The organism is Janthinobacterium sp. EB271-G4-7A, assembly GCF_020858075.1.
GTDB classification, from domain to species: Bacteria; Pseudomonadota; Gammaproteobacteria; order Burkholderiales; family Burkholderiaceae_D; genus Janthinobacterium; species Janthinobacterium lividum.
Map to the genome: position 1 here is coordinate 41,261 of NZ_JACYMI010000003.1, position 26,840 is coordinate 68,100.

The 26,840-nt window shown below is 63.4% G+C and carries 25 protein-coding genes and 2 tRNA genes; 6 read left to right on the top strand and 21 right to left on the bottom strand.

The features are described 5' to 3' along the window. Positions 1 to 27 precede the first annotated feature (27 nt). From IGS58_RS20515 to IGS58_RS20560, 10 genes are all read right to left on the bottom strand, one after another. Positions 28 to 402, bottom strand: coding sequence for a hypothetical protein (locus IGS58_RS20515; RefSeq protein WP_070259721.1), 375 nt, complete (start codon positions 400 to 402; stop codon positions 28 to 30). 24 nt (positions 403 to 426) lie between these two features. After that, the gene (locus IGS58_RS20520; RefSeq protein WP_230522537.1) at positions 427 to 1,677 is read right to left on the bottom strand and encodes a TerD family protein; all 1,251 of its coding nucleotides are present in this window, start codon (positions 1,675 to 1,677) and stop codon (positions 427 to 429) included. Further along, the gene (locus tag IGS58_RS20525; protein ID WP_034785095.1) at positions 1,674 to 2,669 is read right to left on the bottom strand and encodes an HpcH/HpaI aldolase/citrate lyase family protein; all 996 of its coding nucleotides are present in this window, start codon (positions 2,667 to 2,669) and stop codon (positions 1,674 to 1,676) included. The genes IGS58_RS20520 and IGS58_RS20525 overlap by 4 nt, the downstream gene beginning before the upstream one ends. Then, positions 2,662 to 3,768, bottom strand: coding sequence for a cysteine protease StiP family protein (locus tag IGS58_RS20530; RefSeq protein WP_230522538.1), 1,107 nt, complete (start codon positions 3,766 to 3,768; stop codon positions 2,662 to 2,664). Before IGS58_RS20530 ends, IGS58_RS20525 begins: the two co-directional genes overlap by 8 nt. Further along, positions 3,765 to 4,517: an HAD family hydrolase gene (locus tag IGS58_RS20535; protein ID WP_070259729.1), complete on the bottom strand. Its 753-nt coding sequence runs from the start codon at positions 4,515 to 4,517 to the stop codon at positions 3,765 to 3,767. Before IGS58_RS20535 ends, IGS58_RS20530 begins: the two co-directional genes overlap by 4 nt. Then, a complete protein-coding gene (locus IGS58_RS20540) occupies positions 4,495 to 5,652 on the bottom strand; it encodes a phosphoribosyltransferase domain-containing protein (protein WP_070259731.1) in 1,158 nt (385 codons plus the stop codon). The genes IGS58_RS20535 and IGS58_RS20540 overlap by 23 nt, the downstream gene beginning before the upstream one ends. Then, a complete protein-coding gene (locus tag IGS58_RS20545) occupies positions 5,649 to 6,638 on the bottom strand; it encodes an ATP-grasp domain-containing protein (RefSeq protein ID WP_230522539.1) in 990 nt (329 codons plus the stop codon). The genes IGS58_RS20540 and IGS58_RS20545 overlap by 4 nt, the downstream gene beginning before the upstream one ends. Positions 6,639 to 6,898: 260 nt before the next feature. Beyond that, positions 6,899 to 7,615, bottom strand: coding sequence for a TIGR00266 family protein (locus IGS58_RS20550; protein ID WP_035826041.1), 717 nt, complete (start codon positions 7,613 to 7,615; stop codon positions 6,899 to 6,901). A gap of 64 nt (positions 7,616 to 7,679) precedes the next feature. Further along, positions 7,680 to 8,255 carry a TerD family protein gene (locus tag IGS58_RS20555; RefSeq protein ID WP_034759261.1) on the bottom strand — a complete coding sequence of 192 codons (576 nt, stop codon included), beginning with the start codon at positions 8,253 to 8,255 and terminating at the stop codon, positions 7,680 to 7,682. A 100-nt stretch (positions 8,256 to 8,355) separates the two neighbouring features. Beyond that, complete coding sequence (locus tag IGS58_RS20560; protein WP_230522540.1) at positions 8,356 to 9,438, bottom strand: DUF475 domain-containing protein; 1,083 nt, start codon at positions 9,436 to 9,438, stop codon at positions 8,356 to 8,358. 248 nt (positions 9,439 to 9,686) lie between these two features. Between IGS58_RS20560 and IGS58_RS20565 the strand changes: the two genes are divergently transcribed. The 3 genes from IGS58_RS20565 (at position 9,687) to IGS58_RS20575 (ending at position 14,753) form a co-directional block, all read left to right on the top strand. Continuing rightward, positions 9,687 to 10,112 (top strand): divergent PAP2 family protein, encoded by a 426-nt coding sequence (locus tag IGS58_RS20565; RefSeq protein ID WP_034785408.1) that lies wholly within the window; start codon positions 9,687 to 9,689, stop codon positions 10,110 to 10,112. Between the two features lie 240 nt (positions 10,113 to 10,352). Further along, entirely contained in the window at positions 10,353 to 11,528 is a 1,176-nt protein-coding gene (locus tag IGS58_RS20570) for an efflux RND transporter periplasmic adaptor subunit (RefSeq protein ID WP_034785107.1), read from the top strand. Positions 11,529 to 11,531: 3 nt separating this feature from the next. Then, a complete protein-coding gene (locus IGS58_RS20575) occupies positions 11,532 to 14,753 on the top strand; it encodes an efflux RND transporter permease subunit (RefSeq protein ID WP_070259737.1) in 3,222 nt (1,073 codons plus the stop codon). A gap of 92 nt (positions 14,754 to 14,845) precedes the next feature. Here the strand turns inward: IGS58_RS20575 and IGS58_RS20580 are convergent, their stop codons facing one another. The 6 genes from IGS58_RS20580 to IGS58_RS20605 all read right to left on the bottom strand — a co-directional run bounded on the left by IGS58_RS20580 (position 14,846) and on the right by IGS58_RS20605 (position 22,284). After that, positions 14,846 to 15,193 carry a hypothetical protein gene (locus IGS58_RS20580; protein WP_230522541.1) on the bottom strand — a complete coding sequence of 116 codons (348 nt, stop codon included), beginning with the start codon at positions 15,191 to 15,193 and terminating at the stop codon, positions 14,846 to 14,848. A gap of 237 nt (positions 15,194 to 15,430) precedes the next feature. Then, a complete protein-coding gene (locus IGS58_RS20585; RefSeq protein WP_230522542.1) occupies positions 15,431 to 16,354 on the bottom strand; it encodes an SAM hydrolase/SAM-dependent halogenase family protein in 924 nt (307 codons plus the stop codon). A 17-nt stretch (positions 16,355 to 16,371) separates the two neighbouring features. Continuing rightward, a complete protein-coding gene (locus IGS58_RS20590; RefSeq protein WP_230522543.1) occupies positions 16,372 to 18,885 on the bottom strand; it encodes a TonB-dependent receptor plug domain-containing protein in 2,514 nt (837 codons plus the stop codon). Between the two features lie 126 nt (positions 18,886 to 19,011). After that, positions 19,012 to 19,890, bottom strand: a complete 879-nt coding sequence (locus IGS58_RS20595; protein WP_230522544.1) for an NAD(P)H-hydrate dehydratase — start codon at positions 19,888 to 19,890, stop codon at positions 19,012 to 19,014. Between the two features lie 16 nt (positions 19,891 to 19,906). After that, positions 19,907 to 20,671: a histidine phosphatase family protein gene (locus IGS58_RS20600; protein WP_070259744.1), complete on the bottom strand. Its 765-nt coding sequence runs from the start codon at positions 20,669 to 20,671 to the stop codon at positions 19,907 to 19,909. A 212-nt stretch (positions 20,672 to 20,883) separates the two neighbouring features. Further along, entirely contained in the window at positions 20,884 to 22,284 is a 1,401-nt protein-coding gene (locus tag IGS58_RS20605; RefSeq protein WP_070259747.1) for an L-cystine transporter, read from the bottom strand. 262 nt (positions 22,285 to 22,546) lie between these two features. On the opposite strand from IGS58_RS20605, the gene IGS58_RS20610 reads away from it, so the two are divergent. Further along, positions 22,547 to 22,924: a nuclear transport factor 2 family protein gene (locus IGS58_RS20610; protein ID WP_230522545.1), complete on the top strand. Its 378-nt coding sequence runs from the start codon at positions 22,547 to 22,549 to the stop codon at positions 22,922 to 22,924. Between the two features lie 13 nt (positions 22,925 to 22,937). Beyond that, positions 22,938 to 23,327 (top strand): hypothetical protein, encoded by a 390-nt coding sequence (locus tag IGS58_RS20615; protein WP_230522546.1) that lies wholly within the window; start codon positions 22,938 to 22,940, stop codon positions 23,325 to 23,327. 3 nt (positions 23,328 to 23,330) lie between these two features. Here IGS58_RS20615 and IGS58_RS20620 read toward each other — a convergent pair whose 3' ends face one another. Beyond that, entirely contained in the window at positions 23,331 to 23,936 is a 606-nt protein-coding gene (locus IGS58_RS20620; protein ID WP_230522547.1) for an IMPACT family protein, read from the bottom strand. Between the two features lie 66 nt (positions 23,937 to 24,002). Continuing rightward, on the bottom strand, positions 24,003 to 24,260 hold the full coding sequence (locus tag IGS58_RS20625) for a hypothetical protein (protein WP_230522548.1): 258 nt from the start codon (positions 24,258 to 24,260) through the stop codon (positions 24,003 to 24,005). 120 nt (positions 24,261 to 24,380) lie between these two features. Here IGS58_RS20625 and IGS58_RS20630 point away from each other — a divergent pair, with 120 nt between their 5' ends. After that, complete coding sequence (locus tag IGS58_RS20630) at positions 24,381 to 25,094, top strand: AraC family transcriptional regulator (RefSeq protein WP_230522549.1); 714 nt, start codon at positions 24,381 to 24,383, stop codon at positions 25,092 to 25,094. Between the two features lie 54 nt (positions 25,095 to 25,148). On the opposite strand, the gene IGS58_RS20635 is transcribed toward IGS58_RS20630, so the two are convergent. The 3 genes from IGS58_RS20635 to IGS58_RS20645 all read right to left on the bottom strand — a co-directional run bounded on the left by IGS58_RS20635 (position 25,149) and on the right by IGS58_RS20645 (position 26,748). After that, positions 25,149 to 25,224 (bottom strand) — tRNA-Lys (locus IGS58_RS20635). Between the two features lie 70 nt (positions 25,225 to 25,294). Continuing rightward, positions 25,295 to 25,370, bottom strand: a tRNA-Lys gene (locus IGS58_RS20640). Between the two features lie 289 nt (positions 25,371 to 25,659). Next, the gene (locus IGS58_RS20645; RefSeq protein WP_230522550.1) at positions 25,660 to 26,748 is read right to left on the bottom strand and encodes an NADH:flavin oxidoreductase/NADH oxidase; all 1,089 of its coding nucleotides are present in this window, start codon (positions 26,746 to 26,748) and stop codon (positions 25,660 to 25,662) included. Positions 26,749 to 26,840 lie beyond the last annotated feature (92 nt).

A 26,840-nucleotide genomic window follows, 5' to 3' on the forward strand; every position in this document is an offset into this window, starting at 1 on the left:
TGGACTTGCGGTCGTATTGCTGTCTTATTACTGGCTCAATACGACTTTATCGGCAAAATATTCCGTCTCGCCGAAGCATTGCGTGGGCACGCCCTTGTGCTGGCTGTAGGTGACGAGAATGCGCTTGCCGGCCGCGGCCGACAATTGCCTGGCCACGTCTTCATCGCGCACGCTGAACTGGAATTTTTCCGGGATGGTGCCGGGCAGTGCCGTCAACAGCAATTCACCTTCCCATGTCTTGCAGATCCAGCCCCGCTTGGAGAACTTTTGCAGGTAGCCCGCCCGTTCGCCTTCCGAGTACGAGAAGCTGAGGGCCATCCACGTGTAGGCGGCCAGCAGCAGGAAGCCGGCCACGAGGAAGATGGCGAAGGCGAAGGTGACTTTTTTGGTCGTAGGGGTCATGGTAGGGTTGTCTAGGTAAAAGGATCAGTCCTTGCGGCCGGCTTTCCAGTTCAGGCCAAAGCTGTATCGCTCGTCCATGGCCTGGTGCGCCGTGATTTTACCTTGGCCGCCGAAGTATTCCACCAACTTTGTCACCTGCAGGTTGCCGCCGTGGTTTTCCAGCATGGCGATGGCGCACATGGCGTGCTGGCTGTCGCTGTCGAGGCGCACTTCCACCGTCGGCTGGCCGGGAATCTCGATCGTCACGACGCCATCGGTGGCGGCCCAGTTCGGCACGCCTTCGTAGATGAAGGCGTACACGAGCACGCGCTTGATCTGGTCGAAATGGGTGCCGTTGATGAAGATGTTTTCGCCGCTGCTGATGCTGCCCGTGCGGTCGTCGCCTTCCAGGTGGATGTACGGCGGACGGTCGTAGGCGCCCCAGCTGTTGCCCAGCGCCTGCACGGCGCTTTTGCTGCCATTGCTCATTTCGAACAGGCAGCCGATGTCGAGGTCGATGCCGCCCGCACGGCCGGCCGGTTTGTTGAACAGCTTGCCGAGGAAGCCCGTGTCCAGCTTCGAAGCGGGTGCCTGGCCTTGCGACGCGTTCTGGTTCCAGTTCAGGTTGACGCGGATGCGGCCATAGCCGCCGCTGTCGCGCTTGTCGAGCGAAATCTTGTCGCCGCGTTTTTCCAGGCGGATCTTCGACAGCGAGATTTTATTCGCCGGCGGCGGGGCCGCCGGCGTGGGCACGGAAGCCGGCGCCGGCGCCGGCGCCGGTGAGGATGCCCCCGCTTCGCTGCCGCCAAAGTGCTTCAGCAGGGCCGCCAGGCCGCCGGCGAAACCCTGGCCCACGGCGCCGAAGCGCCAGCTGCCGTCGCGGCGATACAGTTCGCCGATGATGACGGCTTTTTCATCCTGGAAGTCATTGCCCGTGAAGGCAAACGTGGCCGCCTGGCCCAGCGCCATGCTGGAATTGCCCAGCGCGCGCATGCTGCCCTGTTCCGTCGCCGCCGTGAACACCAGCTTGTCGATCGAGGCGGGCAGGCGGGAAAGGTCGACCTGGAAGGTGGAGCGGGGGCCGTTCAAGTCCACCGTGATGGCGTTGTCCGGCGCGCTTTTCTGGTTGAAGAACACCATGTAGCGGTCGTCCGACAGCTTGCCGGCCGCATCGACGCCGAAGCAGCTGACGTCCACTTCCATCGAGCCCGAAACGATATCGAGTGTGACGGCAAACGGGCCATTCAAGCCCAGGTCAGCCAGTTTGCCTTTTTGTCCGCGTGTGAAATTGGTCATGGTCGTGCAGTCCCTTCGTCGCTGGAGAGTTGAGTATTCAAGGAGTGGTGCAAATGGGGGGCGGGCGCCGCGGCGCCATCGGCCGCATGGCGGATGCCGAACAGGCGCGCCTGCTCGATGATGCGCAGCGCCCAGCTGCTGTGCGTGGCCACTTCGCACATCGATTCCTGCATGCGGAACACGGCCGGGCTGTCCGGATCGATGATGCGCAGCGCCAGTTCGATGTCCGACTGCGCCACCTGGTAGTGGCGTTCGATCTGCGGTACCTGGTCCGGGTGGATGGCCGTCTTGGCGATCATGCCGTGCGCCATGTCCTGCGCCACTTCGGCGTCGAGCCAGCTGCCCTGCGACAGGTGCTCGAAGACGGGCGCCGTCAGCTGGAAGCCGTGCGGCTTGAAGATCGTCACCAGGCGGCCGATGACCTGGCCCAGCGGCGTTGAATAAATGGTGCCGCTGGTGGGGCGGCGCAAGCCGAGTAATGCCAGCAGATCGTTGCCGCCGATGCGCAGGGCCAGGATGCGGCGCCGCACTTCCGGCGCCGACAGGATGATGCGGAACTGCTTCATTTCCTCGTCGTCGAACACTTCGGCCGTTTCCAGGGTCGGCATCAGCAGATGGTGCGTGTGGCGCACCAGCTCGAAGTAGGCGGCGAAATTGTGGCGCGTGGATTTCGGCAGCACGAAGCCGCTCAATTTGTCGGCGCCGGGCATGGCCAGCACGCGCGCCAGCACGTCGAGATTGCGCACGCGCACGAAGCGCAAGGTATCCGATTCGTCGCACATGTTTTGCAGCGCCAGCGACAGGTTGAACATCGCGTAACTGAGGTCGCGTTCCGCGATGGCGTCTTCGGTGCAAAGTATGACCGAACGCAAATGGCTGAATTTGTCGCCATTGGCGATCGCCAGCAAGTCCTTGTGCGTGGTCGGCACATACATGGAGGCGCCAAGCGCCGCTTTATGTTCGCTTTGCGGGTGTAGGGAGTTGTTATCCATCGACTGCGCTCCTGATAAGGGCGACCGCCTGGTAAGGCAGCGCCGGTTCTACTGTGACGGGTATGGCTTTTTCCTGCGCCAGAAGCAGCAAATGTGCCACGTCCGGCGCATTCGTGTCGCGCACGATCAGGCGCTCGGGCACGCGGCGCAGCAGCACGCGCGTCGCTTCGCCGATGCCTGGCTTGATCAGGTTGATGTCGCTGATGCCGTATTGCTGCTGCGCCGCGGCCATGTAGGCTTGCGAGCGGGCCGCCATGGCTGGCGCATCGCTCGCTTCGGCCAGCGGGATGCCGCTGCTGGCGGCAATCGCCACGGCGTCGGCCACCAGGCCGTCGGCGAAATCGCGCGACTGGTCGTGCGCTTCGAACTGCGCGTAGTACACGCAGCCATGGAAGTCGTCCGGGCCGATGGCATCATTCAACACGGAGCGGCTGACCAGGCCCGAGACCGTGGCATTCAGAATGCTTGACGGGATCAGGTAGTCGCTGGCCGATGCGGCGCAGGCCGCCGTGCCGGCCAGGTCGGACAGCACGAACAGGCCGCCGTCGATGGCCGTGCCATGCGCCGCGTTGAAGTCGTTGACCGTCTGGCGCAGTTCGCGCGAAATCACGCCCTTGCCCGTCCAGCCGTCGACGAAGACGAGGGATTCGGCCGCATGGCCGTGCGCCAGGATGTGCTGCAGGGCATTGGCGTCGATGCCGCGGTCGCGGATGATGGAGACGGAATAATGGCTGCATTCGCGCTGGAACACCTGGCGCAGCAAGTGGCCCAGGATGACGCCCACGGGCGTGCCGGCGCGCGCCAGCGAGACCAGCGTGATGGGGCCCGTGCGCCGCGCCGCGATCAGGGCGGCCAGGCGCAGGCAGTCGCGCGCCATCTGCAGGCGGTTGGCTGCAAACGCGCTCCGGAACAGGGCCAGGTAGGCGGGCGAGGGCAGGGATTCGGGCGACAGCATTTCGCTGTAGTGGCGCTGGCCCGACTGGATCAAGCGCTCTTTTTCGGCCAGGTCGAGGATGGGCTCGAGCGCCATCGGCGTGAGCAGAAACTCCACGTCTTCCTGGCGGTAGCTGCCGCTGAAATGCTGCGTGCCGTCGGTCATAGCGCCGCCACCGTGAGTGCCGCCAGCTGGGTGCCGTTGGGGATGATGGCGTAGTCGCAGGCGGCCATGAAGCGGGCGTCCGAACGGCTGTCGCCCATGCCGAAGCTGACGATGGGGCCATGTTCGGCTTCCAGCTCCGCGCGCAGGTAAGCGACTGCGCGTGCCTTGTTCAGGGTTTTCGGCAGCACGGCCAGGTTGTTGCCGTTGCGGTGGATGAAGTAGTCGCTGCCTTCGGTGGCGATCCACTGCTGCAGCACCTGCTCTTCGATATCGGCCAGGCGTTCGCCGCGCGCTTCGTGGTCCTTGACGACGATGTAGAACGGCGTGTTGTAGTCCTCGATCAGGCGCGCGCGCGAAGGCATGCCCGTCTTGGCCTGGAAATCGTCGATGATGCGCATGGCTTCCCGCAGGCCGGGCAAGGCCGTCTGCATGTCGTCCTGCATCAGGGCCAGCCAGCCCGCGTCGAGCGCGCCGCCCGGCTGCAGCACGATGCCGCCGTAATCGAGCACGCTGTAGCTGGTAAACGGCAGGTCGACCCGGCGGAAGGCGTCGCCATTTCTCGCCGTGGCGGGAATCAGGGTCATGCCGCTGTGCGCGAATTCAAAGAAGGCGCGCTGGCGCGCCGTCGTAAACGAGCAGGCGTCGCCATTTTTCAGATAGGCGGCCGGCTGCAGGTCGGTCTCGCCCGGGCATTTTTTCGGGGTCTGGAACAGTGTGTCGTCCAGATCAACAAACAGGAATTTCTTCAATTTTGGTCTCTGACTGAAAGTGGAACAGGCGGCCATTCAACTGGCCGGCGAGTTGCATGAGGGCCGGGCTGGCCGGGGTTTCATGGCAGATGAAAACGTGCTGGTACTGGCCAGGCGCCACGTTGTACAGGTAATTGGCGATGCCTTCGCCGTAGTTGTCGTCGCAGTTGACGATGTGGCCGACGGAGCCCCACGACAGGATGGGCGAGCGCGTGGTCGATTGCACCACCACGTTCTTGCCCAGCGCTTCCAGCTCGCGCGCCAGCAAGAACGACGGGTGCATGAATTCGCCCGTGCCCAGCACCAGTACGGAGTCGCCGGCGCCGATTTCCTGCGCCAGCTGCACCGCCAGGCCTTGCGGCGGCGCCAGGGCGCGGCCTACGCCGATGCGGCCAAACGCGGGGCTGGCGCCCCGTTCCGCATTCGCCTCGAAGCGCTGCGCACTGGCCGCTACCGGAGCAGGCGCATCGCCGGCCTGGAAGGCGTACTGGCCGGAGAGCGCCGCGCCGATGCTGGTGGGCAGGCCGAAACGCTCGCTCAAGCCCGCGTTGGCGGCCTGGCCCATGAAATTGGTGATCACGCCCAGGTGCAGCTTTTCCAGCTGCGGATAGCGCGCGCGGCACACTTGCACCAGATTGGCGAAGGTGTTGCCGGTCGACGCTTCATCGTCGATCAGCACCAGGCTGCGGGCCGTGGAAAACAGCGCGCTGGCCGCGTCCGACAGGTGCAGGAACTGGCGCGGCGCGTGGCTGTGCGATTCCTCGAATTCGAAGAAGGGCACCGTGCCCACGCGGTAGCGCGAGCTGTGCAAAAACAGGGCTTTCCCATGCGGGTTGGCGCGCAGCCATGCCTCGAACACGCCCTGGCCCAGGCCGACGGCCGTTTCCGCCATGGCGATGAAGACCACGGGGCCGGGCAGGCTGGGGGGGATCTGCGCGGCCAGGTCGTCGTGGATGGCTTGCATGGCGCGCGGCGTGACGGGCCAGTGCTTGCCCAGCACCTTGGACAGGAACAAAAAGCCCCGCTTGGCGTTGGCGCGCGCGGCAAAGCCGATCAGCCAGTCCAGCGGAAAGCGCGCCTCGTCCACTTTCAAGGTCAGCTCGCCCGTGGGCATCTGCTGCTTGACGATGTTCATGGCAGCTCCACGGCGTAGGCGGCTTCGCCCACGCGCATGCCTTCGTGGATGGCGGGCACGGTGAGCTTGTCAAAGCCCTGGTCGAAACCGGCCAGCGCCAGGTAGGGCAGGTTCGGGCCGGCAGCGCAAGCCATGCCGATGCCGCCCGACATGCGCGGGTTGATTTCCAGCAGCGCCAGGCCATTCGCGCCTTCGCGGAACTGGATGTTGAAGACGCCATTCAGGCGGTAGTCGCGCGCCAGTTTGTCGCAGGCTGCCAGCAAGTCGTCGCGCAGTTCGATCAGCTGGCCGCTGCCGCCCCCGTGCAGCTTCTTGCGCGGCACGGCGCAAACGAGCTTGCCCTGGTCGGCGACGCAGTCGGCGCTGTATTCGTGGCCGTCGAGGTATTCCATCAGCAGCAGGGTCTTGAACGATGCCATCTGCGCCAGGCCGCTGCGCAGCTCTTGCGCATTGATCTGGTAGGCGGCGCCGGCCAGCAGCAGCTGGGCGCTGGTGCGCTCTTCATCGAGAATGGCAAAGCCCAGGGCATACACGGATTCGGACGGCTTGATGCACAGCTTGCGATGCAGCGGGCGCAGTTCGGCGTAGGCGGCGTCGTATTCTGCGATCGTGGTGACGGCGCGGTAGTCGGCCGGGCGCGCCATGGGCAGATCGAGTCCGTCGCAGAAGCGCGCCTTGTCGTGCATCAAATTCAGGGTGTCTTCGCTGGCCACGCTGAGCACGCGCGTGCCGATGGCGGCGAAGCGCGCGCTGGCGCTGCCGATCAGGCCCGCTTCCTTGCCGGGCCAGAAAATCGTGATGCCCCGCTCGCGGCAGAATTCCAGGCACCACTCGACATAATTGAGGCCCGTCAGTCCCGACGGTTCGACCGCGTATTCGTGGGCCGACAAAAAGGCGGCCGCGTGCGCGTTCGTATTGCTGCACACGATGTGGTAGCGGGGCGCGCCGCCAGTCGCGGCCATATCGGCCTCGCGGATCAGGCGCATGGCAGTGCCGACCGAGGAAAATGTTTTGTTGAACCAGACTCTTTGCATGTACGGGGACCGGGTGGAAATAGGGAAAGCCGCGCGCAGGTGCGCGCGCGGGGAGTGTAACCAGCCAGACTTAACCTGGCCTTAGAAAAACGCCCGCCCAAACCTGCTGCGCGTCGTGGACGCGGCCTGCGATGCTCACTGTGCATACGCACAGCTGCGCTTCTCGGCCACGTCCCCTTCCGCTCGCAACGGTTTTGGCGGGCGTTTGAGGATCAGCCAGCCTTGCCGCTGGCTGTCCATTTGAGGAATGCGTCGCGGTTGCGCGAGCAGATGAACACCTTGCCCGAGCCGGAAAAGCGCAGCACGATGCCTTCGCCGCTGGTGACGCTATTGACGATATTGCCGAGGAAGCCGCCGATGCCGCCGCCGCTGGCACCGCCGCCCGTGGTCACGGAAATCTCGTATTTCAGGCTGTTGTCCCAGCACACGACGTGGGAATTGTCGATCACGACATCCTTGCCCGGCTCGACGTCGAGCTGGAACATGGAGCCGAAGCCCGACACCACCACTTGTCCCGTGCCGGCCGTCTCCATGACGAAGAAGCCGCCCGACTGGGCGAACAAGGCGTTGCCGATGCTTTGCGTGCGCACCTTCATTTCCGTGCCCGAGGTGGCGGCGACAAAGGCGCCGTCGTTGAGCAGGTACTGGCGCGCGCCCACGTCGACCACTTCGATGGCGCCCGGCAGGGTGGGTGAGAGCAGGCAATCGCCGCTGCCGCGCACCGCTTCGATATGCTGCTGGAAGAACGATTCGCCATTCGCGAAGCGGCGCATGATGGCGCTGCCCAGGCCGCCCGTCATCTTGCCTTTCAAGTCCAGCGCCGTTTCCATCATCACCATCGCGTCGGATTCGCAATAGATGGTTTCGCCCTGTTTCATGCTGACGTGGAGGAAAGGATCGACGTCGCCCGTGACACTAAATACTGGCATGATAAATCTCCAAAAAAAAGCCGCCTGAGGATATTCAGGCGGCTGCGTTTAGCTCATGAAAAAATCAAGCGTTGACGCCGAACGAGCGTGCGAGGGGGCCCAGGCCGCCGTTGAAGCCCTGGCCGATAGCCTTGAATTTCCATTCGCCGTTGTAGCGGTAGATTTCGCCAAAGATCATCGCCGTTTCCGTCGAGCTGTCTTCGGACAGGTCGTAGCGGGCGATTTCTTTTTCGCCTTCCGCGTTCAGGCAGCGGATGAAGGCTTTCGACACCATGCCGAAGTTCTGGCGGCGCGCGTCGGCGTCGTGAATGGTGACGGTGACGCTGATGCGGTCGATGTCGGCCGGCACGCGCGACAGGTCGATTTCGATGCGCTCATCGTCGCCTTCGCCTTCGCCCGTGGTGTTGTCGCCCGTGTGGACGACGGAACCGTCGGTCGATTTCAGGTTGTTGTAGAAGATGAAGTCAGAGTCGCCACGGACTTTGCCGTCGCTTTTCAGGAGGAAAGCGCTGCCGTCAAGGTCGAAGGTGGCGCCGTCCGTCGAACGAGGATCCCAGCCGAGGCCGACGATGATCTTCTTCAGGTTCGGTGCTTCCTTGCTCAGGTTGACGTTGCCGCCTTTTTGCAAACTGATTGCCATGTGGTGCTCCTTTTTAATAAATAACTCAAACATGCCTTCATGGGATGAGCGCAAGGCGCTCGTGCCATTACTCTCTCAATTGGGGGCGGAACCCCCGATTTCAAGCTTGTGCCGCGTGCCGTTTGCGATAGCGCAAGGATGACCACAGCGAGACCAGGATGAAGGCCACGCCCGACAGGCCCGTGAACCACTCCGGAATATGGTACTTGACGGACGCCAGCATGATCAAGGCCAGGATGCCGATCGCATAATGGGCGCCGTGCTCCAGGTAGACGAATTCGTCCAGGGTACCCTTGTGCACCAGATACACCGTCATCGAGCGCACGAACATGGCGCCGATGGCCAGGCCCAGCATGATGATGACGACGTCGTTGGTGATGGCGAACGCGCCGATCACGCCATCAAAGCTGAACGAGGCATCCAGCACTTCCAGGTACAGGAAGCCGCCGATACTGCCGCGCGCCACCGTTTTTACCAGGTCGCCATTGCCGTTCTTGGCTGGCGCGGCGCCTTCTTCTGCGTCATCCTGCAAGTCCGGTTCGCCTTCTTCCAGCAAGCCGCTGATCCAGTTCACGCCGATGTAGACGGCGATACCGACGATGCCCGAGGCGAGCACGCTGTATTTTTCATCCACAGGGCCCATCGCCACGCAGGCGGCCACGGCGCCCATGGTGATCAGCACGGCCAAGCTTTCGGTGCCCAGCGCGTTGACTTTTTCCTCGGCCCAGCCCAGCCAGTGCAACTCCTTCTCATCGTCGAACAGGAAGTTCAGGAACACCAGCAACAGGAAGGCGCCGCCGAAGGCCGCCACTTGCGCATGGTTGTCCGTCAGGTGCTTGGCATACACGTCCGGCGTCGTGGTGGCCATGGTCCAGACATCGACCAGACCCAGGCCCGTGGCGACGGAAACGATGACCAACGGAAACAGCAGCCGCATGCCGAAGACGGCCACGAGGATACCGACCGTCAAGAACAGTTTTTGCCAGAACTCATTCCAGTGACGCAAGACCGAGGCATTCACCACGGCATTGTCGAACGACAGCGACACTTCCATGATGCCCAGCACGCCCGTGATCCACAGCGCCTGGATCATGCCCGGCATGCCGCCATGGCTGTACCCCCACCAGCCTGACACTGCCATCAGGATAAAAGTGACTAAGAAGGAAATTCTGAAATGCCGCATGAGGACCCCGTTGCAAGTGTGAAAGACGTTTGATTATCCGCGCCGCTGTGCGCGCCGCACTCAGTGTTGATATACGTCAATTGTTGTATATGCCATGATTTTATATTAGTTGCCGCCGGGGGCGGCGTTTTATAGGCTGACGATAGACAGTTCTGCTGGCGCGGATGATCTGCGATAATTGCGGCGCGCCCATCGGGCTGCCGCAGCCCCTCGCACACTTGACAGACATATATAAGAAGGAATACCCCGTGGATATCGCTTACCTCGTCACGCCCCTGATCACCTGGATCCTGGTCGGACCGATCAAATTCCTGATCAACAGTGTCCGCACGCGGCAATGGGCGTTCGGTCTGGTCGGCAATGGCGGCTTTCCCAGCAACCATAGCGCCGTTGTTTCCAGCATGGCCACCCTGATCGCCTTGCGCGAAGGCATAGCCCATCCCGCCTTCGGCGTGGCAGTGACCTTGGCCTTCATCGTCATCATCGACGCCAACAGCCTGCGCCAGCACGTGGGCAAGCAGGCGGCGGCCATCAACCGCCTGGCCAAGGAAGCGGCCAGCCCGGCGCACACCTGGTTGCGCGAGCGCATGGGGCATACCCTGGTGGAAATCGCCGGCGGCCTGTGCACGGGCGTGGCAATCGGTTTCCTGATCAACACCGTTTTTGCCCGCTAAGTTCGCTTCCCCTGAAACGCAAAACCCCGCCTGAAGGCGGGGTTTTGCGTTTCAGGGCGTAAAAACTACGTTTCATCCATTCATTAAAGCATTACAGGAAGCCGCCGATTGACATGCCCGGACACGCTCATGGATACTTTGGCGCTTGTGGTTTTAATAAAAATATTATGCTTGCTATCGCTTGCAGCCCTATCCGGGCCGCAGCAACGGTAGTGGTGCTATCTATCCGGAGAATTACCCATGTTGCGCAAAACCCTGTTTGTTCTGGCAATCGCTTCCGCCCTGGCCGCCTGCGGCAAAGAGTCCAAAGATCCTGGCAAAGGCGCTGGCAAGGGGGGCAAGGAACAGGCGGGCGCTGCCGTCAATCTGCTGGTATCCCCGGAAGACCTGCTGACCATCCAGAGCAATGCGCTGGCATCGGGGCCTGTCATCACCGGTTCCGTGCAGCCTGAGCGCAATGCGGACTTGCGCGCCGAAGTGTCGGCCGTGGTGATCCAGGTCATGAAGGAAAATGGCGAAGTGGTCAAACGGGGCGACGTGCTGGTGCGCCTGGACGAAACGTCCATCCGCGACGGCCTCAATTCGGCCGAGGAAGCCAGCCGTGCCGCCAGCCAGGTGCTGGAGCAGTCCGAACGCATGTTCCAGCGCATGAAAACCCTGCGTGCCTCGGGCATGACGTCGACGCAGGCGCTGGAAGACGCGGAAATCCGCCGCAACAATGCGCAAAGCGACCTGTCCGCCGCGAAAAGCCGCGCTGTGCAAGCCCGCCAGCAGCTGCAGCGCACCCTCGTGCGCGCACCGTTCGACGGCATCGTGAGCGAGCGCAAGGTTTCGAATGGCGATACGGCGCAAATCGGCAAGGAATTGATCAAGGTCATCGATCCAACCAGCATGCGCCTCGAAGGCCTGGTGTCGGCCGACAAGATCGGCGTCGTCAAGGTGGGCCAGCCCGTGCTGTTCCGCATCAATGGTTATCCGGGACAGGATTTCGCGGGCAAGGTGCGCCGCGTCGATCCGGCCGCCAACGCCGTCACGCGCCAGGTGGCCGTGCTGGTCGATTTCAATGACAAGGAACAACCGCGCGTGGCCGGCCTGTACGCGGAAGGGCGCATCGAGACGGAAACCGTCAGCGCGCTGATGATCCCCGATTCGGCCCTGGTGAAGGCGGGCGACGTGACCTACACGTGGAAGGTCAAGGACAAGGCTTTGCATAAAGTCAACTTGCGCATCGGCGCGCGCGACGTGCGCACGGGCCAGTGGGAAGTGCAAAGCGGCCTGGCCAGCGGCGACACCGTGCTGCGCACGCCGGGCTCGACCTTCAAGGATGGTCAGAAAGTGGAATTGACGGCCGCCAAGGCCGTGCCAGCCGCCGCCGTGGCCAGCAGCAGCACCGCCGTTGCCGGTAAAGGAAACTAAGCCATGTTCCTTTCCGATTTCAGTATCAAGCGGCCCACCGCCACCATCGTCCTGATCCTGGCCATGATGTGCGTCGGCTTGCTGGCGCTCAAGAAACTGCGCGTCAACCAGAACCCGGACGTCGAAGTGCCCTTCATCGTCGTCAGCATCCCTTACCCTGGCGCATCGCCCGACACGGTCGAGCGCGAAGTGGTGAACCGCCTGGAAAAGTCCTTGCAAAGCATTTCCGGCGTGACCGAAGTCAACAGCGATTCAAATGAAGGTTCGGCCAGTATCTTCCTGAAGTTTTCCTTCAATACCAACCTGATCGAAGCATCCGACAATATCCGCAATGCGATTGCCGCCGTGCGCTACAAGTTGCCGACGGAAATGCGCGAGCCTATCTTGCAGCGCATCGACCCGGCTGCCGAGCCCATCATGCAACTGGCGCTGTCGTCGAATACGCAAAGCCATGCGGAAATTTCGCGCCTGGCCGAAGACGTGCTGTCGGACCGCTTCCGCACCGTCGATGGCGTGGCGCTGGTCAATGTGGGCGGTTCGCTGAAACGCGAGCTGTCCGTGCTGCTGCGGGCGGAGAAATTGCGTGAATACAATGTGTCCGTCAGCGATGTCGTCACCGCCTTGCGTAACCAGAACACGAATGCGCCCGTGGGCAAGGTGCGCGGTATCCTGGACGAGAAAAGCATCCGTCTGGTGGGCCGCATCGAATCTCCAAGCGACTTCGAGAAAGTGGTGATCAAGCGGCGTGGCGAGGAAATCGTGCGCCTGGCGCAAGTGGCCACCATCGAAGATGGCTTTGCCGAAGTCAATAGCCTGAGCATGCGCAGCGGCAAGCCGAACGTGGGCATTTCGATCACCCGCGTGCGCGACGCGTCCACCGTCAGCGTGGCCAACAAGATCCGCGACATGGTGGCGGAAATCAACAAGACCTTGCCGAAAGGCACGATCCTGCAAGTGACGCGCGACGGCGGCGAAAACGCCCAGCATAGCCTGAACAACGTGATCGAATCGCTGGTGCTGGGCGCCGTGCTGACGATTTTCGTCGTCTACGCCTTCCTGAATTCGTGGCGTTCGACCCTGATCACGGCGCTGAGCCTGCCGACGTCCGTGATTGCCGCCTTCATTGCCGTGTGGCTGTGCGGCTTTACCCTGAACTTCATGACCTTGCTGGGCCTGTCGCTGGCCATCGGCGTGCTGATCGATGACGCCATCGTCGTGCGCGAAAATATCGTGCGCCACATGCAGATGGGCAAGGACCGCCGCACGGCCGCGCTGGAAGGCACGGCCGAGATCGGCATGGCCGTGGCCGCCACGACCTTCTCCATCATCGCCGTCTTCATTCCCGTGGCCTTCATGCCCGGCATCTCTGGCGAATGGTTCCGTCCATTCGCCTTGACGGTGACGTGCTCGGTGCTCGTCAGCCTGGGCATCTCGTTTACGCTCGACCCGATGCTGTCGGCCTACTGGGGCGACCCGGTCGAGGAACACTCGGCGCCGAAAAAGGGCATCGGCCGCGTGCTGGAAAAATTCAACCACTGGTTCGACCATCAGGCCGACCGCTATGGCCGCGTGATCGCCTGGGCTCTGCATCACCGCCGCTGGATGGCCGTCATCGCCTTCGGCAGCCTGGTGGGCGCCATTGTCCTGCACTCTACGCATGGCGGCACGAGTTTCTTGCCGGCATCCGATTCGGGCAACCTGATGATCAATGTGCGCACGCCATCGTCGAGCAGCATCGAGTATTCGCGTTTGAAACTGGAAGCGGCGGCCGTGCTGGCGCGTACCTTGCCTGAAACCAAGGATACCAACAGCTCCATCAATGCCGGCGGCGGACGGGTATATGTCGACATCGGCAAGCGCAACACCCGCAAGCGTTCGGCCAAGGAAATCGCCGTCGAGCTGCGCGAGAAGATGTCGCGCCTGGTGGGCGCCGAATACGTGGTGCAGGATGACTTGAGCAATGGTTCGCAAAAGCCGATCCAGGTGGAATTCACGGGTCCGGATTCGCGCAAACTCATGGAGATCACGAACGCCTACATGGACAAGCTGCGCGCCATTCCTGGCGCCGTCGACGTGGGCCTGTCCGAGCAAGATCCGAAGAACGAGCTGCAGATCGAGCTCAATCGCGGCCTGGCCAACTCGATGGGTATTTCCGTCAATGATGCGGCGCAATCGTTGCGCGTGGCATTCGCCGGCGTGGAAGTGGGCGACTGGGTCGATCCGACGGGCGAGACGCGCGACGTGGCCGTGCGCCTGCATCCCGATGACCGCGTGGCATCGGAAAACATCGAGCGCCTGCCGATCAGCGTGACGGGCACGTCGCAAATGGTGCCGCTCGACCAGATCGCTACCATTACCATGGGCAAGGGCCCGTCCGGCATTGAGCACAAGAATGGCAAGCGCACGATCACCGTGTCGGCCAATGCGCAAGGTCGCTCGAACGGCGAAGTGACGAGCGACGCCATGAAGCTGGCCAACTCCATCGACTTCCCGCCCGGCTATGGCCTGGCGCTGGGCGGCGCTGGCCAGGACCAGCAAGAGCTGTTCACGGAAATGCTGATCGCGCTGGTGATGGGTATCGGCCTGATGTATTTGATCCTGGTGATGCAGTTTGGTTCATTTACGGCGCCGGTGGCCGTGATGATGTCCTTGCCGCTGAGTCTGATCGGCGTGGTGGTGGCGCTGGTGATCACGAACAACACCCTCAACCTGATGAGCTTTATCGGCATCATCATGCTGATGGGCCTGGTCGCCAAGAACGCCATCCTGCTGCTGGACGCGGCGCGCAAGCGCGAGGAAGAGGGCCATGGCCGCGAAGACGCGCTGATGTATGCGGGCCGCATGCGTCTGCGTCCCATCCTGATGACGACGTTCGCGCTGATCGCGGGCATGTTCCCCGTGGCGCTGGGCCTGGGCGAGGGTGGCGAGTTCTACCGTCCATTGGCGATCGCCATCATCGGCGGCACCATCACCTCGACGATTTTGACCCTGCTGGTCGTGCCGACCTTCTATGACAGCATCGAGATCGCCCGCGATGGCGCCGTGGCCAAGTTCCACCGCCGCGCCGCGCGCATGCCCGTAGCCGTGGCCATGATATTGACCTTGCTCGAATGCGTGCTGACCTTGCTGCTGGTGCGCTTCGTCTACCGCATGCTGAAAAAGGCCGTGCTGTTCCTGATGGGACGCCGCACGCCGAAAGCGACGTCGGTCAGCCTGCAAAAGTAATACCGGGCCAAGGCCAGCTTGCGCTGCGCCGTGGTATTTCAAGAGCCTTCCGCGGAAGGCTCTTTTTTTTGCCCGCCCGTCTGGCCAGGGGGCTAACTGTTGCGTGGCGGCGGCGTGGTCCCTGTGCCCGTGCCTGTTCCCGGTGTCGTGCCGTTGGGGGGCGGTGTGGTGGATGGCGGCGTGGTCGTGCCATCGGGGTTGGTGGTGGTGCCCGGTGTCATGCCAGGCGTGGTTCCTGGCATGGCTGGCGTGGTGGCGTCCGGGTTGGTCGTGCCCGTGGTGCCGGACGTGCCGCTGGTGGCGGGCGGCGTTGCCGGTTCGGTGGCGGCGGGCGTGGCAGTGGTGCTGGTGTCATTGCGCTTGTTGCAACCGCCCAGCAGCGCGCAGACGATGGCGCTGCCAAGGACGAGCTTGCTGGTAGTCAGGAGTGGAGCCGTCATGATTGTTCCTTTTCAGTGTAAGACTGTCGTGGAAACGCATGCCTCGCCAGATTGCGTATCTGGAACAAGGCTGGCATCGCTTGCAAGGTTTAGAGTAGGCGGGCCGGCACAGGTTCACCGGACTTGCACAGGCGCCGTGCTGGCGGGGGCGGGGAGCGCGCTGCGTTTGACGCAGCGCAAATCCGGAAGGGATATGAGGTGGGCCAGGACGGGATGCCCTGACCGCGTAAGGAGCGTTTATTTGGCGGCAGGGGCCTTGCTCACTTCCACTTCCCAATCCACGCCCGACTCGACGTGGTGCTTGGCAGCAAAGTCACCCTGGCTGATGGCGACAGCCACGTCGAGCAGGCTGTTCAGGTAGACGAGCGGCTTGCCCTTGGCGACGCCGCCAAACGTGTGTTCGAATGGCGCCGTGACCTTGGCCACTTGTTTGCCCTTGTGCAAGATGCGCACTTGCAGCGGATCGTGCAGTTTCACCTGCAATTCGTCGAGCAGGGATTTCGGGATATTCGTCCACACATTGCCATATTTGACGTCCAGCACGGGCACGATGCCGCGGATGGTATTGCCGTCGCGTACAGGTTTTTGATACGCGATCTTCACCACGGATTCGCTCGGCAATTGCGGACCCACCTGTTCATAGCTGATGGCGCCCGAGGCCAGGCGCGCACCGACATACGCGTACACGTCGCGGCCATGGAAGGTGTACGATTCGGCGGAACCCGCCAGGCGATTGACCTTTTCATCGATTTCACGCAGTTCCGCCACGCCATCGCGCTCGGCGATCAGGGTGAACAGGCCATTGTCCGGCCCCACGAAATAGCGTCCACCCTTGGTTTTCAGCACCACCGACTTGCGCGCCGTGCCCACGCCCGGGTCGATGACGGACACGAACACCGTGCCTTGCGGCCAGTAATTGGCCGTCTGGTACAAACGGTAGGCGCCCAGCCAGATGTCGTAGTCGGGAATCTGGTGCGTCAGGTCCGAAATGGTGAGCTGGGGATCGACGCCATAGGCGACGCCATGCATGGCCGACACGGCACCGTCGGCCGTGCCGAAGTCCGTCATCAGTACCAGCGGCGCGGCGGCCTGGGCGCTGGACAGCAGGAGGGCGCTCAGGCAGGCGCCGGCGACGAGGTGGGAGATTTTCTTGATGATCATGGATTCTTTCCGTGGCGTTAGAAGGTGTAGTTCAGCTTGGCGTAGAAGTACGCGCCATTGACGCCGATGGGGTTGATGAAATTGTAGGGCAGGGCGCCGCCATACGTGGCGTTATTCGTTTCCCGCACGCGCTGCGGATAGCGGTCGAGGATGTTGTTGCCGCCCACGCTCAAGGTCAGTTGCTTGCTCAGTTTCAATTGGCCTTCCAGGTCCAGCGACCAGACGGCGCCGAAGCGCTGTGCGGGGATGCCGTCGATCAAGGGCGCATCGCTGTCGTAGGAAAAATCTTTCAGCTCGCCAAAGCGCGTGGCGCGCGCCTGCACGCCCCAGCCGGCCGCCTGCCAGTCGGCACCGAGGATCAATTTGCTCGCGGGTGACGCATGTTTGATGCGGAACAAACTCGTTTCCGTCAGCAGGGTCAGACTCGGATCGATATTGGCCAGCGCGGCGGAACTCTGGCGAACCTTGTCGAGGCTGGTCTTGTTCAGGTTCAGCGCCGCGTTCAGGTTCAGCTTGCCTGAGGTGAACGCCAGGTCATGGTTCAGCACCACGTCCAGGCCGCGGGTAGCGGTGTCGAGCAGGTTGGCCAGATAGGCCACGGACTGGATGTCGCTGCGGCCATTGGCGGCCAGGTAGGCCGTGACGGCGTCGCTCTGCAAGTCGCTCGAGCGCGTGATGCGGTCGCGGATGCGGATCACGTAGGCGTCCACCGTCACGCTGGTGGCGGTAGCCGGTTTCCAGGCCAGGCCCAGCGATACGTTGGTCGATTTTTCAGGTTTCAGCTGTTGCGCGCCGAAGCTGCGCGCCAGCGGGTCGCTGGCCGGCAGCAGGGCCGCCGTTTGCAGTGCCGTGCCATCGGCGTTGAAGTTCAGTGTGGCGAAGCGGAAACCCGTCTGCACGAGGGCTGGCGCGCGGAAGCTGTTCGACAGCGAGCCGCGCACGAGGAAGTTATCCGTCACTTTATAGCGCGTGGACAGCTTGCCCGTGCTGGCGCTGCCGAAGTCGCTGTAGTGGGAATAGCGGGCGGCGGCGCCCACCAGCAGGCGCGGCGTGAGGTCGCTTTCCACGTCCGCATACACGGAGCGGATCTGGCGGCTGCCGTCGTAGGCGTCCGAGGGGCGCAAGCCTGGTCCCGCCTGCGCGCCCGGCGGAGCGTCCGTGAAGCTGCCGGCCGCATACGAGGCAGGATCGCCGGCCGAGCTGGTGTAGGTTTCGCGCATCCATTCGGCGCCCACCGCCAGGCTCAAAGGGGCGGGCAAGCCGATGTCGATGCTGCGGGTGGCATCGATATTCAGGGCATTCTGGCGGAAGTCGAAGCCGGCCAGATCAAAACGCGTGGGGCTTGCCGCACCCAGCGAAGCGTTGACGGAGTGGCTCACGCCGTAGTCAAAGCGGTCGCTGCCGTGGCGCGCGCTGGCGTCCCAGTTCCATTCGCCAGCGCTGCCGCGCACGCCGGCCACGATGCTGAGGTCGCGCTTGTCGCCATTGGTGACGGGGCGGTAGCCGTTCGGATACAGGGCCAGTACATTCGACGGGTCGCCCGGATAGCGGAAGTAGGCGCTGCCGTCCGATGTGCGTTCGTTGAGGGTGGCAAACGAGTACAGGTCCAGGCCGCTGTCCAGGGTGAGCTGGGTGTTGTAGAACAAATAGTGGTTGCGCTGGCGCGAGTCGCCCGACTTGAACACCACCTTGCCGTCGAGCGCCTGGTCGGCTGGCGTGAAGTTGTAGGAAGTCCAGCCCGCGTCGCTGGGGCCGGCCCGTTCCGTGGGCGAGCGGCGCCGCGTCTCCGCGCCGAAGCGGAAGAAGCCCGCCTCGCCCAGCGGCACGCCATAGTCGGCGTTGACGATGACGGTCTGGCCATCCGTCAGGGTCTGGTCGGTCGGGTCGAAATGCGTGTGGTTGGCGCCATAGCTGACGGAAGCGGCACCGCCCGTGCGGGCCTTCTTCAGCACGATGTTGATCACGCCCGCCACGGCATCGCTGCCGTACTGGGCGCCGGCGCCATCGCGCAGGATTTCGATATGGTCGATGGCGTTCGGCGGAATGGCGTTGATGTCGACCGGCACGGTGCCGGCAAAGCTGCTTTCCGTGTCGAGCACGGCGCTCGTGTGGCGGCGCTTGCCGTTGATCAGCACCAACACCTGGTCGGGCGCCAGCCCGCGCAACTGGATGCCGCGCACGGAATCGGACGCGCCGCTCGACTCGATGCGGGGGAAGTTGATCGACGGCGACAGGTTTTGCAGGGCCGCGCCCACGTCGCCCGTCGCCAGCGCATTGCTCACTTCGCGTGCGCCGAAACGGTCGATGGGCACGCTGCTGTCGAACACCGTGCGGTTGCGCGCGCGCGAGCCGACGACGGTGACCTGGTCGATGCTGGCGCCGGCCGTTTCAGCGGTGGTGCCTGTGCTGGCGTTGGCTTGCGCGTCCTGGGCCCAGGCGGGCGCGGTGCCCAGCATGGCGCAGGCCAGCACGATGGCGCGCAGAGGCGTGGCGGGAAGGGAGGCAGGGGTGGATGAATGGCGCGGATGCAAGGCGGTGTCCTTTGGGCTCGAGTAGTGTCGGTGTGGAAACAGTTGCAATGAGCTTAAGGGAGGCGCCCGCCGGCGCTAACGATTCTTTCTGGATATGCTTATGCTGTTGTTTCCACGCCGCGCCGTTCATGCGGCCAGATGGCGCAGCAGGGCAGGAATCTCGGCCGGGATTTCGCGCGCCAGGTAGCCGAAGCTGCCGAAGCGCAGGGCCAGCTGTTCGCCTGCCAGCGCATGCAGGGCGATGCCCCAGGCGCACGCCTGCTCCAACGGCGCCCCGCGCGCGGCCAGGCCCGTGATGATGCCGGCCAGGGTGTCGCCGGAACCGGAAATGGCCAGGCCGATATTGCCGCCTGCATGCGTCCAGCTGGTGCCATCGGGCATGGCGATGACGGTCAGTGCGCCTTTCAGGGCGACGATGGCGTTCCAGCGCCGCGCCGCGTCCACGGCACAGGCATGCGGGTCGGCCAGCACGGCGTCTTTCGACAGGCCCAGCAACTGGGCCAGTTCGCCCGCGTGCGGCGTCAGCAGCACGGCTTGCTCAAAACGGAAGTGCGCGGGCTTGCGCACAACCTGCATGGCGCAGGCGTCGAGAATGAGGCGGCTGCCGGCAAACAGGGGCAGCAGGTGGCGCATCAGCTCGCAGCTGGCCGCCGTGTCGCACATGCCTGGCCCCACGAGGACGGCATCCACCTTGCCGGCCAGCGGCGCCAGCTGGTGTTGCGCCTCGTGGCGGAAGCCGCCCAGCGCCGTTTCGTCCAGGCCGATGACCCGCGCCTCGGGCATGGCGATGGCCACCTGCGCCGCCACCGATGCGCCCGTCGCCAGGGTCAGCTTGCCGGCGCCCGCCCGTAGCGCTGCCGTGGCCGCCAGCAGGATGGCACCCGGCATTTCCGCCGAGCCGGCGACGATCAGCAGGTGGCCGCGCACTTCCTTGTCACCGTCGGAGTGGGGCATGGGCAGGGGCCAGGAGCGCAGCAGGGATGGGGTGATATGGGTGGTGTCCATGCATGCCTCCGAAGGATCAGGATTTGGGCGCAGCCGGCATGTCGGGCTGGGCCGTAACGGGTGTGCCGGCCGCTTCCAGCGGCGCGACGAAGTTGCACAGGTCCAGCTGCAGCTTGCCGTGCTTGCCCAGAGCGGAGTTGAAGGCGTAGGAGGTGACGCCGCAGTTGGGCACGTCGGCGGCCTTGTCGATGGCCAGGATGGCTTGCTCATCGCAGCGCTCGAGCAGGTAGCGGAAGCAGTTGACGATGACCTGGTGGCCGACGATCAGCACCCGTTCTCCCCGGTATTCGCGGGTGATGGTGTCGAGCACGCTGCGCAGGCGCAGGATGACGTCGCACCAGCTTTCGCCGCCTGGCGGACGGAAGTAAAATTTGCCCACGTGCTGGCGCTGTTCGTACAGTTCCGGGTACTTGCTGGCGATGCCGTGCACGGTCAGGCGGTCGAGGATGCCGAATTCCTTTTCGCGCAGGCGCTCGTCGGCTACCACGGAGGCGAGGCTGTCCGCGTCGATGCGCGCCAGCACGGCTTGCGCCGTCTGCTGGGCCCGCACATACGGCGAGTACAGCACGACGGTCGGTTGTTGTTCAGGGGGGAGGGTGGCGAACCAGTCGCCCAAGGCTTGCGCCTGGCGCGCGCCCAGCTCGGAGAGGGGGACATCGACATCGCGCTCGGCGATGGCGATCAATAACTGCTTTTCCGCTTCGGCGGCATCGCGCGCCACGTTACCGGCACTTTGGCCGTGACGCACGATCCAGATTTGCTGCGGCCATTTCTGTTCCATCGCCTTGCGCCTTCCTCTGTATTTATGGTGAATAAATATAGACGAAAGCGGCAAGGCGCGGCGCGCCGGTGGTGTGGCTGGACGCGCTTAAGAACGTCTAACAAAACCGTAGCGAGCGGAAGCGAGTTGTGGTTGAGAAGCGGAACTGTGCGAATGCACAGTGAGCATCGGAAACCGCGACCCGCGACGCGCAGTAGGTTTGGTTATGCGTTCTAGGCGGTATGTTCCGCTTCGTCCAGGTCGGGCGCGTCGTCGCTGTTGTAGACGGCCAGGTCGGTTTGTCCCATGACCCGGCTGGTGACGGTGCCGGCCGTGATCGAGCCGCTCACGTTCAGGGCCGTGCGGCCCATGTCGATCAGCGGTTCGACGGAGATCAGCAAGCCGGCCAGCGCGACGGGCAAGTCCATCGCCGACAGCACGATCAGGGCGGCAAACGTGGCGCCGCCGCCCACGCCGGCCACGCCGACGGAACCGATGGTGATGATGGCCAGCAAGGGCAGCAGGAAGCTGATCGTGAACGGGTCGACGCCGACGGTGGGAGCGATCATGACGGCCAGCATGGCGGGATAGATGCCGGCGCAGCCGTTCTGGCCGATGGTCGAACCGAACGAGGCGGCGAAGTTGGCGATGCCTTCCGGCGTGCCCAGGCGCTGCGTCTGCGTCTGCACGCTCATCGGGATCGAACCGGCGCTGGTGCGCGAGGTAAACGCGAAGGCCAGCACGGGGAAGACTTTTTTCACGAAGCGCAGCGGATTCAGGCCCACGCCGGCGATGATGGCCAGGTGCACGAGGAACATCAATATCAGCGCGCTGTACGAGGCGACGACGAAGTTGATCAGTTTCAAGATGTCCGTGTAGCTCGACGAAGCCACCACTTCAAACATCAGCGCGAATACGCCGTACGGCGTCAGACGCAGCACCAGGGTGACCATGCGCATGACGATGGCGTGCGCCACTTTCATGAAGTTTTCGAAGGACGCGAAGATTTCCGGCTTCTTCACGGCGATGCCCGTGGCCGAGATGCCGATGAAGATGGAGAACACGACCACGGCGATGGTCGACGTCTTGCGCGCGCCCGTCATGTCGAGGAAGGGGTTGGTCGGCACGAAGCTGACCAGCAGTTTCGGCAGCGACAGGGCCTTCGCCGTTTCCAGCGAGCCTTGCAGCTGCACGCCGCGCGCCACTTCGGCGGCGCTCGACGTCAGGCCGACAGCCGTCAGGCCGAACAGCTTGGCCATCAGGATGCCCAGCGCGGCGGCGATGGTCGTGGTGATGAGCAGGGTGCCGATCGTCAGCGCACTGATCTTGCCCAGAGAACTCGCATCCTTGAGCTTTAGAATGGCGGAAATAATCGAGACCATGATCAGCGGCATGATGATCATCTGCAGCAGTTTGACGTAGCCGCTGCCGACGATGTCGATGTATTCATTGGTGCCGGCGATGATGGGCGAGCCGGCGCCGTACAGCCACTGCACGGCCGCACCGAGCAGCACGCCCAGGCCCAGGCCTGTAAAGACGCGCACGGTAAATGTCGCGTGTTTGCGTTGCTGGTGGAACATGAAAGCGAAGACGAGCAACGCAACGAGCAGGTTCAGGATGATGTTAATTGCCATGAAGGGGCCTTATCTTGGTTTTATTCGAGACTGCACGGAGCACATAAAACAGTACTACAACTGACAGCTGCCCCAGCCCGGGGCGGAAGGGCAAGCACTGTACAGTACTATGGTGGCGTTTTGCGCAATACCGCTGCGAATATTACGCTATATAAATATGCTCCACAGGCATAAGTCTTCCGGCGGATTGTGAAAAAGAAGATTTCATGCAAGCATGTTTTGCCTATTTATTAATGTCGTGCCAATTATTTCAAGGAAAAAGATGAATGCTTTAACGGAAGTACAGGTACTCGATGCGGAAGAACGCTTGCGCCTGGCCATGATGGCCTCCGACGTGGCTGTACTGAATGTGTTGCTGGCCGATGACTTGTTGTTTACCAATCACCTGGGCCACTTGCTGAGCAAGCACGCGGAACTGGCAGCGCACGAGCAGCGGCTGCTGACCATCACGGACTTGCGCGCGTCCGAGCGCCATGTGCGTGTCAATGGCAACGTGGCCGTCGTCTCCGTGCGCATGCACTTGACAGGCAGCTATCACGACGTGGAAACGCATGGCGACTTCCGTTTTACGCGCGTCTGGGCGCAGGATGCGGCCGGCGCGCTGCAAGTGATCGCCGCCCATTCCGGCGTCGTGGCTTGAGGAGCAAGAGTTAGTGGATCATCGTTCCAAAGGGCAGCTGTTGGAAGCTGTCATCGCCGCCGGCCCGGCCACCCTGGCCATCACGGCCGGCTATCCCGTGTTGCTGTACAACCTGGTGCGCACCTGGGCCGACGCCCCCGGCGCCAATGCGCTGGCCGCGCTGCTGCTGACGGGCGGCCTGTGGGCGTTGCTGGAATTCTGGCGCATCGCCCTGGCAACGGTGGCGCGCAAGGCGTATGTATTCAACTGGCGCTTCTGGCTGGCCATCGCCGGTTTTCTCGGTTGCTTCGTGCGTTTCGTGCCGGACATGCCGGCCGGACTGATGCTGCTGTTGATGGTGCTGCCGGCGCTGGCGTGGACGCATTTCATCTTGTTGCAGATCAAGCGGCCTGGCAATTTGTAAGTTTTATTCTTCCTCTTCGGCTTCTGCTTTCAGCCAGGCTATCCGTCCATTGCCTGCCTCATCCAGATGGGCCAGCAGGGCGGTGGCTGCCGCTTCCGCCAGGCTGAAATCGAACAGTACGTCTGCGCCGTGTTCCACGTTCAGCAAGGTGGCGCCGGCGCCGTCGAGTTCGCGGCGCAGCATGCCTTCCATCGCATACGGCACCGTGCAACGCAGGGAACGCTGGCGTACGATGGCCGTCTTTTCCGCCTGCAGCAGCGCTTGCGCCACGCTGTCCGTGTAGGCCCGCACGAGACCGCCCGCGCCCAGCTTGATCCCGCCATAGTAGCGCACGACCGTCGCCAGCACGCCTTCCAGGTCCTGATGGCGCAGCACGTCGAGCATGGGCCGCCCGGCCGTGCCGCTCGGTTCGCCATCATCGACGGCCGCCGACTGCCCGCCCGCCAGCAGGGCCCAGCACACATGGCAGGCGCCCGGATGCTGCGCCTTCAAATCGTTGACCACCTGCTGCGCGCTGGCGCGGTCCGTCATCGGCTGCACGCAGCCGATGAAACGGCTTTTCTTGATGATCAGTTCGCTGTGGACGGGGGCGGCAATGGTAAACGGCATGGCGGGTGCGAAGGCGGGCAAAGCAGCATGATAGAGGAAATGCGCGCCGGGCACGAGTCAGCCCGCTCACGCGGCGGGGGCGGCCACCAGTTCGCGCAGCGCCGCATCGCGCACTTGCAGGATATCGAACAGCCCCAGTGCGTGCAGGGCCGGCAGGGCATCCACAATGTCGCGCTCGGCAATGGCCTTTTCGTCGATGCTGCTGGCGTCGTCCAGCCACAGCCGGGCATTGGCGAGGAAGGCGCCCACCGTTCCCTTGCGCACGGTAACGCCATTGAACTGGCCCTGGTTTTGTTGATCGGGTAATACGTCTTCTGCACGCATGGTGAACTCCTGAACGATAGAAAGATTCCACTGTATGATGATGGGATTGTCTTGTCTGCGTTGTTTATGTCATTCGACACGTCAAATCCGCCAATTTTTCCAGCGTCGCCGCTGCGCGCCATGCGCATTGTCCAGCCGCAGGAGCGGGTGACGGCGGCGCACCGCCATGCCAGCGGCCAGCTGTTTGGCGCCATGCGGGGCTTGCTTTCCGTTGTTGCCGACAACGGGCAATGGGTGGTGCCGGCCAGCCACTGCGTGTGGATGCCGCCCCATCACGTGCATGCGCTGCGTTCCCATGGTCCGTTTGCGGGCTGGAGCGTGTATGTGGACGAGGCCAGTTGCGGCAACTTGCCCGCCGCGCCGTGCGTGATGCGCGTCTCGGGCTTGCTGCGCGAGGCGGTGGGCCGCGCCAGCGCCTGGGACGATGGCGCGCTCGATGCGCGGCAGGCCCGGGTGGCGGGCGTGATCCTCGACGAGATCGCCGCCGCGCCGCACGAGCCGTTCGGTTTGTCGCTACCCACGGACCCGCGCCTGCTGCGCGTGGCGCGCGCCGTGCTCGATGACCTGGCCGACGAGCGGGGCGTGGAAGCGCTGGCCGCCTGGGCCGGCGTATCGCCGCGCACCCTGGCGCGCCGTTTCACGATCGAGACCGGCTTTGCGCCGTCCGCCTGGCGCCAGCGCGCCCGCATCCTGCGCGCCCTGGAGCTGCTGGCCACCGGCCAGCCCGTCACGACGATTGCGCTGGACCTGGGCTACGACACCGTCAGCGCCTTCATCGCCATGTTCAAGCGGGTGATGGGCGTGACGCCGGGCAGGTATGGGGAAGGGGCATAGCTGGCGCTGAAAACAAAAAAGCCAACCGCGAACGGTTGGCTTCTCTGAAGTATTTGGTAGGCCGTGCGGGATTCGAACCTGCGACCAACGGATTAAAAGTCCGCTGCTCTACCAGCTGAGCTAACGACCCAAAAACTTTGACTACTGAACTGCGGTAATACTGTGCCGTATCAGCATGCTGCATGATGACGACTGAATCTTGGTAGGCCGTGCGGGATTCGAACCTGCGACCAACGGATTAAAAGTCCGCTGCTCTACCAGCTGAGCTAACGACCCAAGGGCGGCTATTATGACGGCCAACGGCGGTTTTGGGAAGGGCCGGGGTGGATATGGGCGGAAAAAAGCCTCGCGTAGCCCTCATGCGCGGTCTCATATTGCTAGATAGCCTGCCTATATCGGATCCCATGCCTGCAACGAAGACCTTCCCATCCCCGAGCGAGCGCCGGCGCTGTCCGACGAATTGTGCACGGCGTCCAGACGTCTGCTGCATGCCACTGCTGCTATTGGGGCTGTTATTCCTGCCGGAATTGCCCCTGGAGGGGCATCCGGCAACGGTCAAGGACGATCAGTAGCGTTCCAGCCAGTGCGCGTAGGGCGCCGGCAGGGTCCACGAGGCGCGCTCGACGCCGAGCTCCTTGGCGGCAAAATATGCCCAGTGCGGATTGGCCAGGTGCGCCTTGCCCACCATCACCACGTCCAGCTGCTCTTCCTTGACGACGCGCTCGGCAATGGCCGGCGTGCCGAAGCCCCAGGCGGACGAGACGGGTACGCCAGCTTCGCGGCGCACGCGCTCGGCAATCGGACCCATGAAGGCCGGGCCCCACGGAATCGCCACGTCGGGAATCGTGAAGCCCATACTGACGCTGAGCATGTCCATGCCCGCATCCTTGAATTGGCGCACGAGGGCTATCGATTCGAGCAGGGTTTGCTCATCGCGGCCATCGAATTCCAGCACGCCGAAGCGGATCGTCAGCGGCAGGTGCTCGGGCCACACTTCACGCACGGCTTTCAGTGTTTCCAGCAGGAAGCGGCTGCGGTTTTCCAGGCTGCCGCCATAGATGTCGTCGCGCTGGTTCGAGTGGGTGGAAAAGAAGCTTTGCGCCAGGTAGCCGTGGGCGAAGTGCAGTTCCAGCCATTCGAAGCCCACTTCGCGGGCGCGGATGGCCGCATCGACGAAGTTCTGTTTCACGCGGGCAATATCGTCGAGGTCCATGGCGCGCGGCACTTTCGGCAGGCCGCCGCCGAAGGCGATGGCGGACGGGGCGATGGTTTGCCAGCCGCGCGCGTCGCCTTGCGTGATGTGGTCGTCGCCTTCCCATGGACGGTTTGCGCTGGCCTTGCGGCCCGCATGGGCGATCTGGATGCCGGGCACGGAGCCGGCCGCCTTGATGGCTTTCACGACGGGCACGAAGGCTTGCGCCAGATCATCGTTCCAGATGCCCGTGCAGCCGGGCGTGATGCGGCCTTCGGGCGCCACGGCCGTCGCTTCGACGATCACCAGTCCCGCGCCGCCGCGCGCCATGCCTGCGTAATGCGACAGATGCCAGTCGTTGGCCACGCCATCGACGGCCATGTACTGGCACATGGGCGGCACGGCGATGCGGTTGCGCAGGGTGACGTTTTTGAGGATGTAGGGCTGGAAGAGGGCGGACATGGTGGCCTTTGTGTTTGTTGATGGAAGTATTGGTGGATGCTGATTCGGTAGTTCGTAAATATTCGAAGAATGGAATTAGTATAGCGCATGCT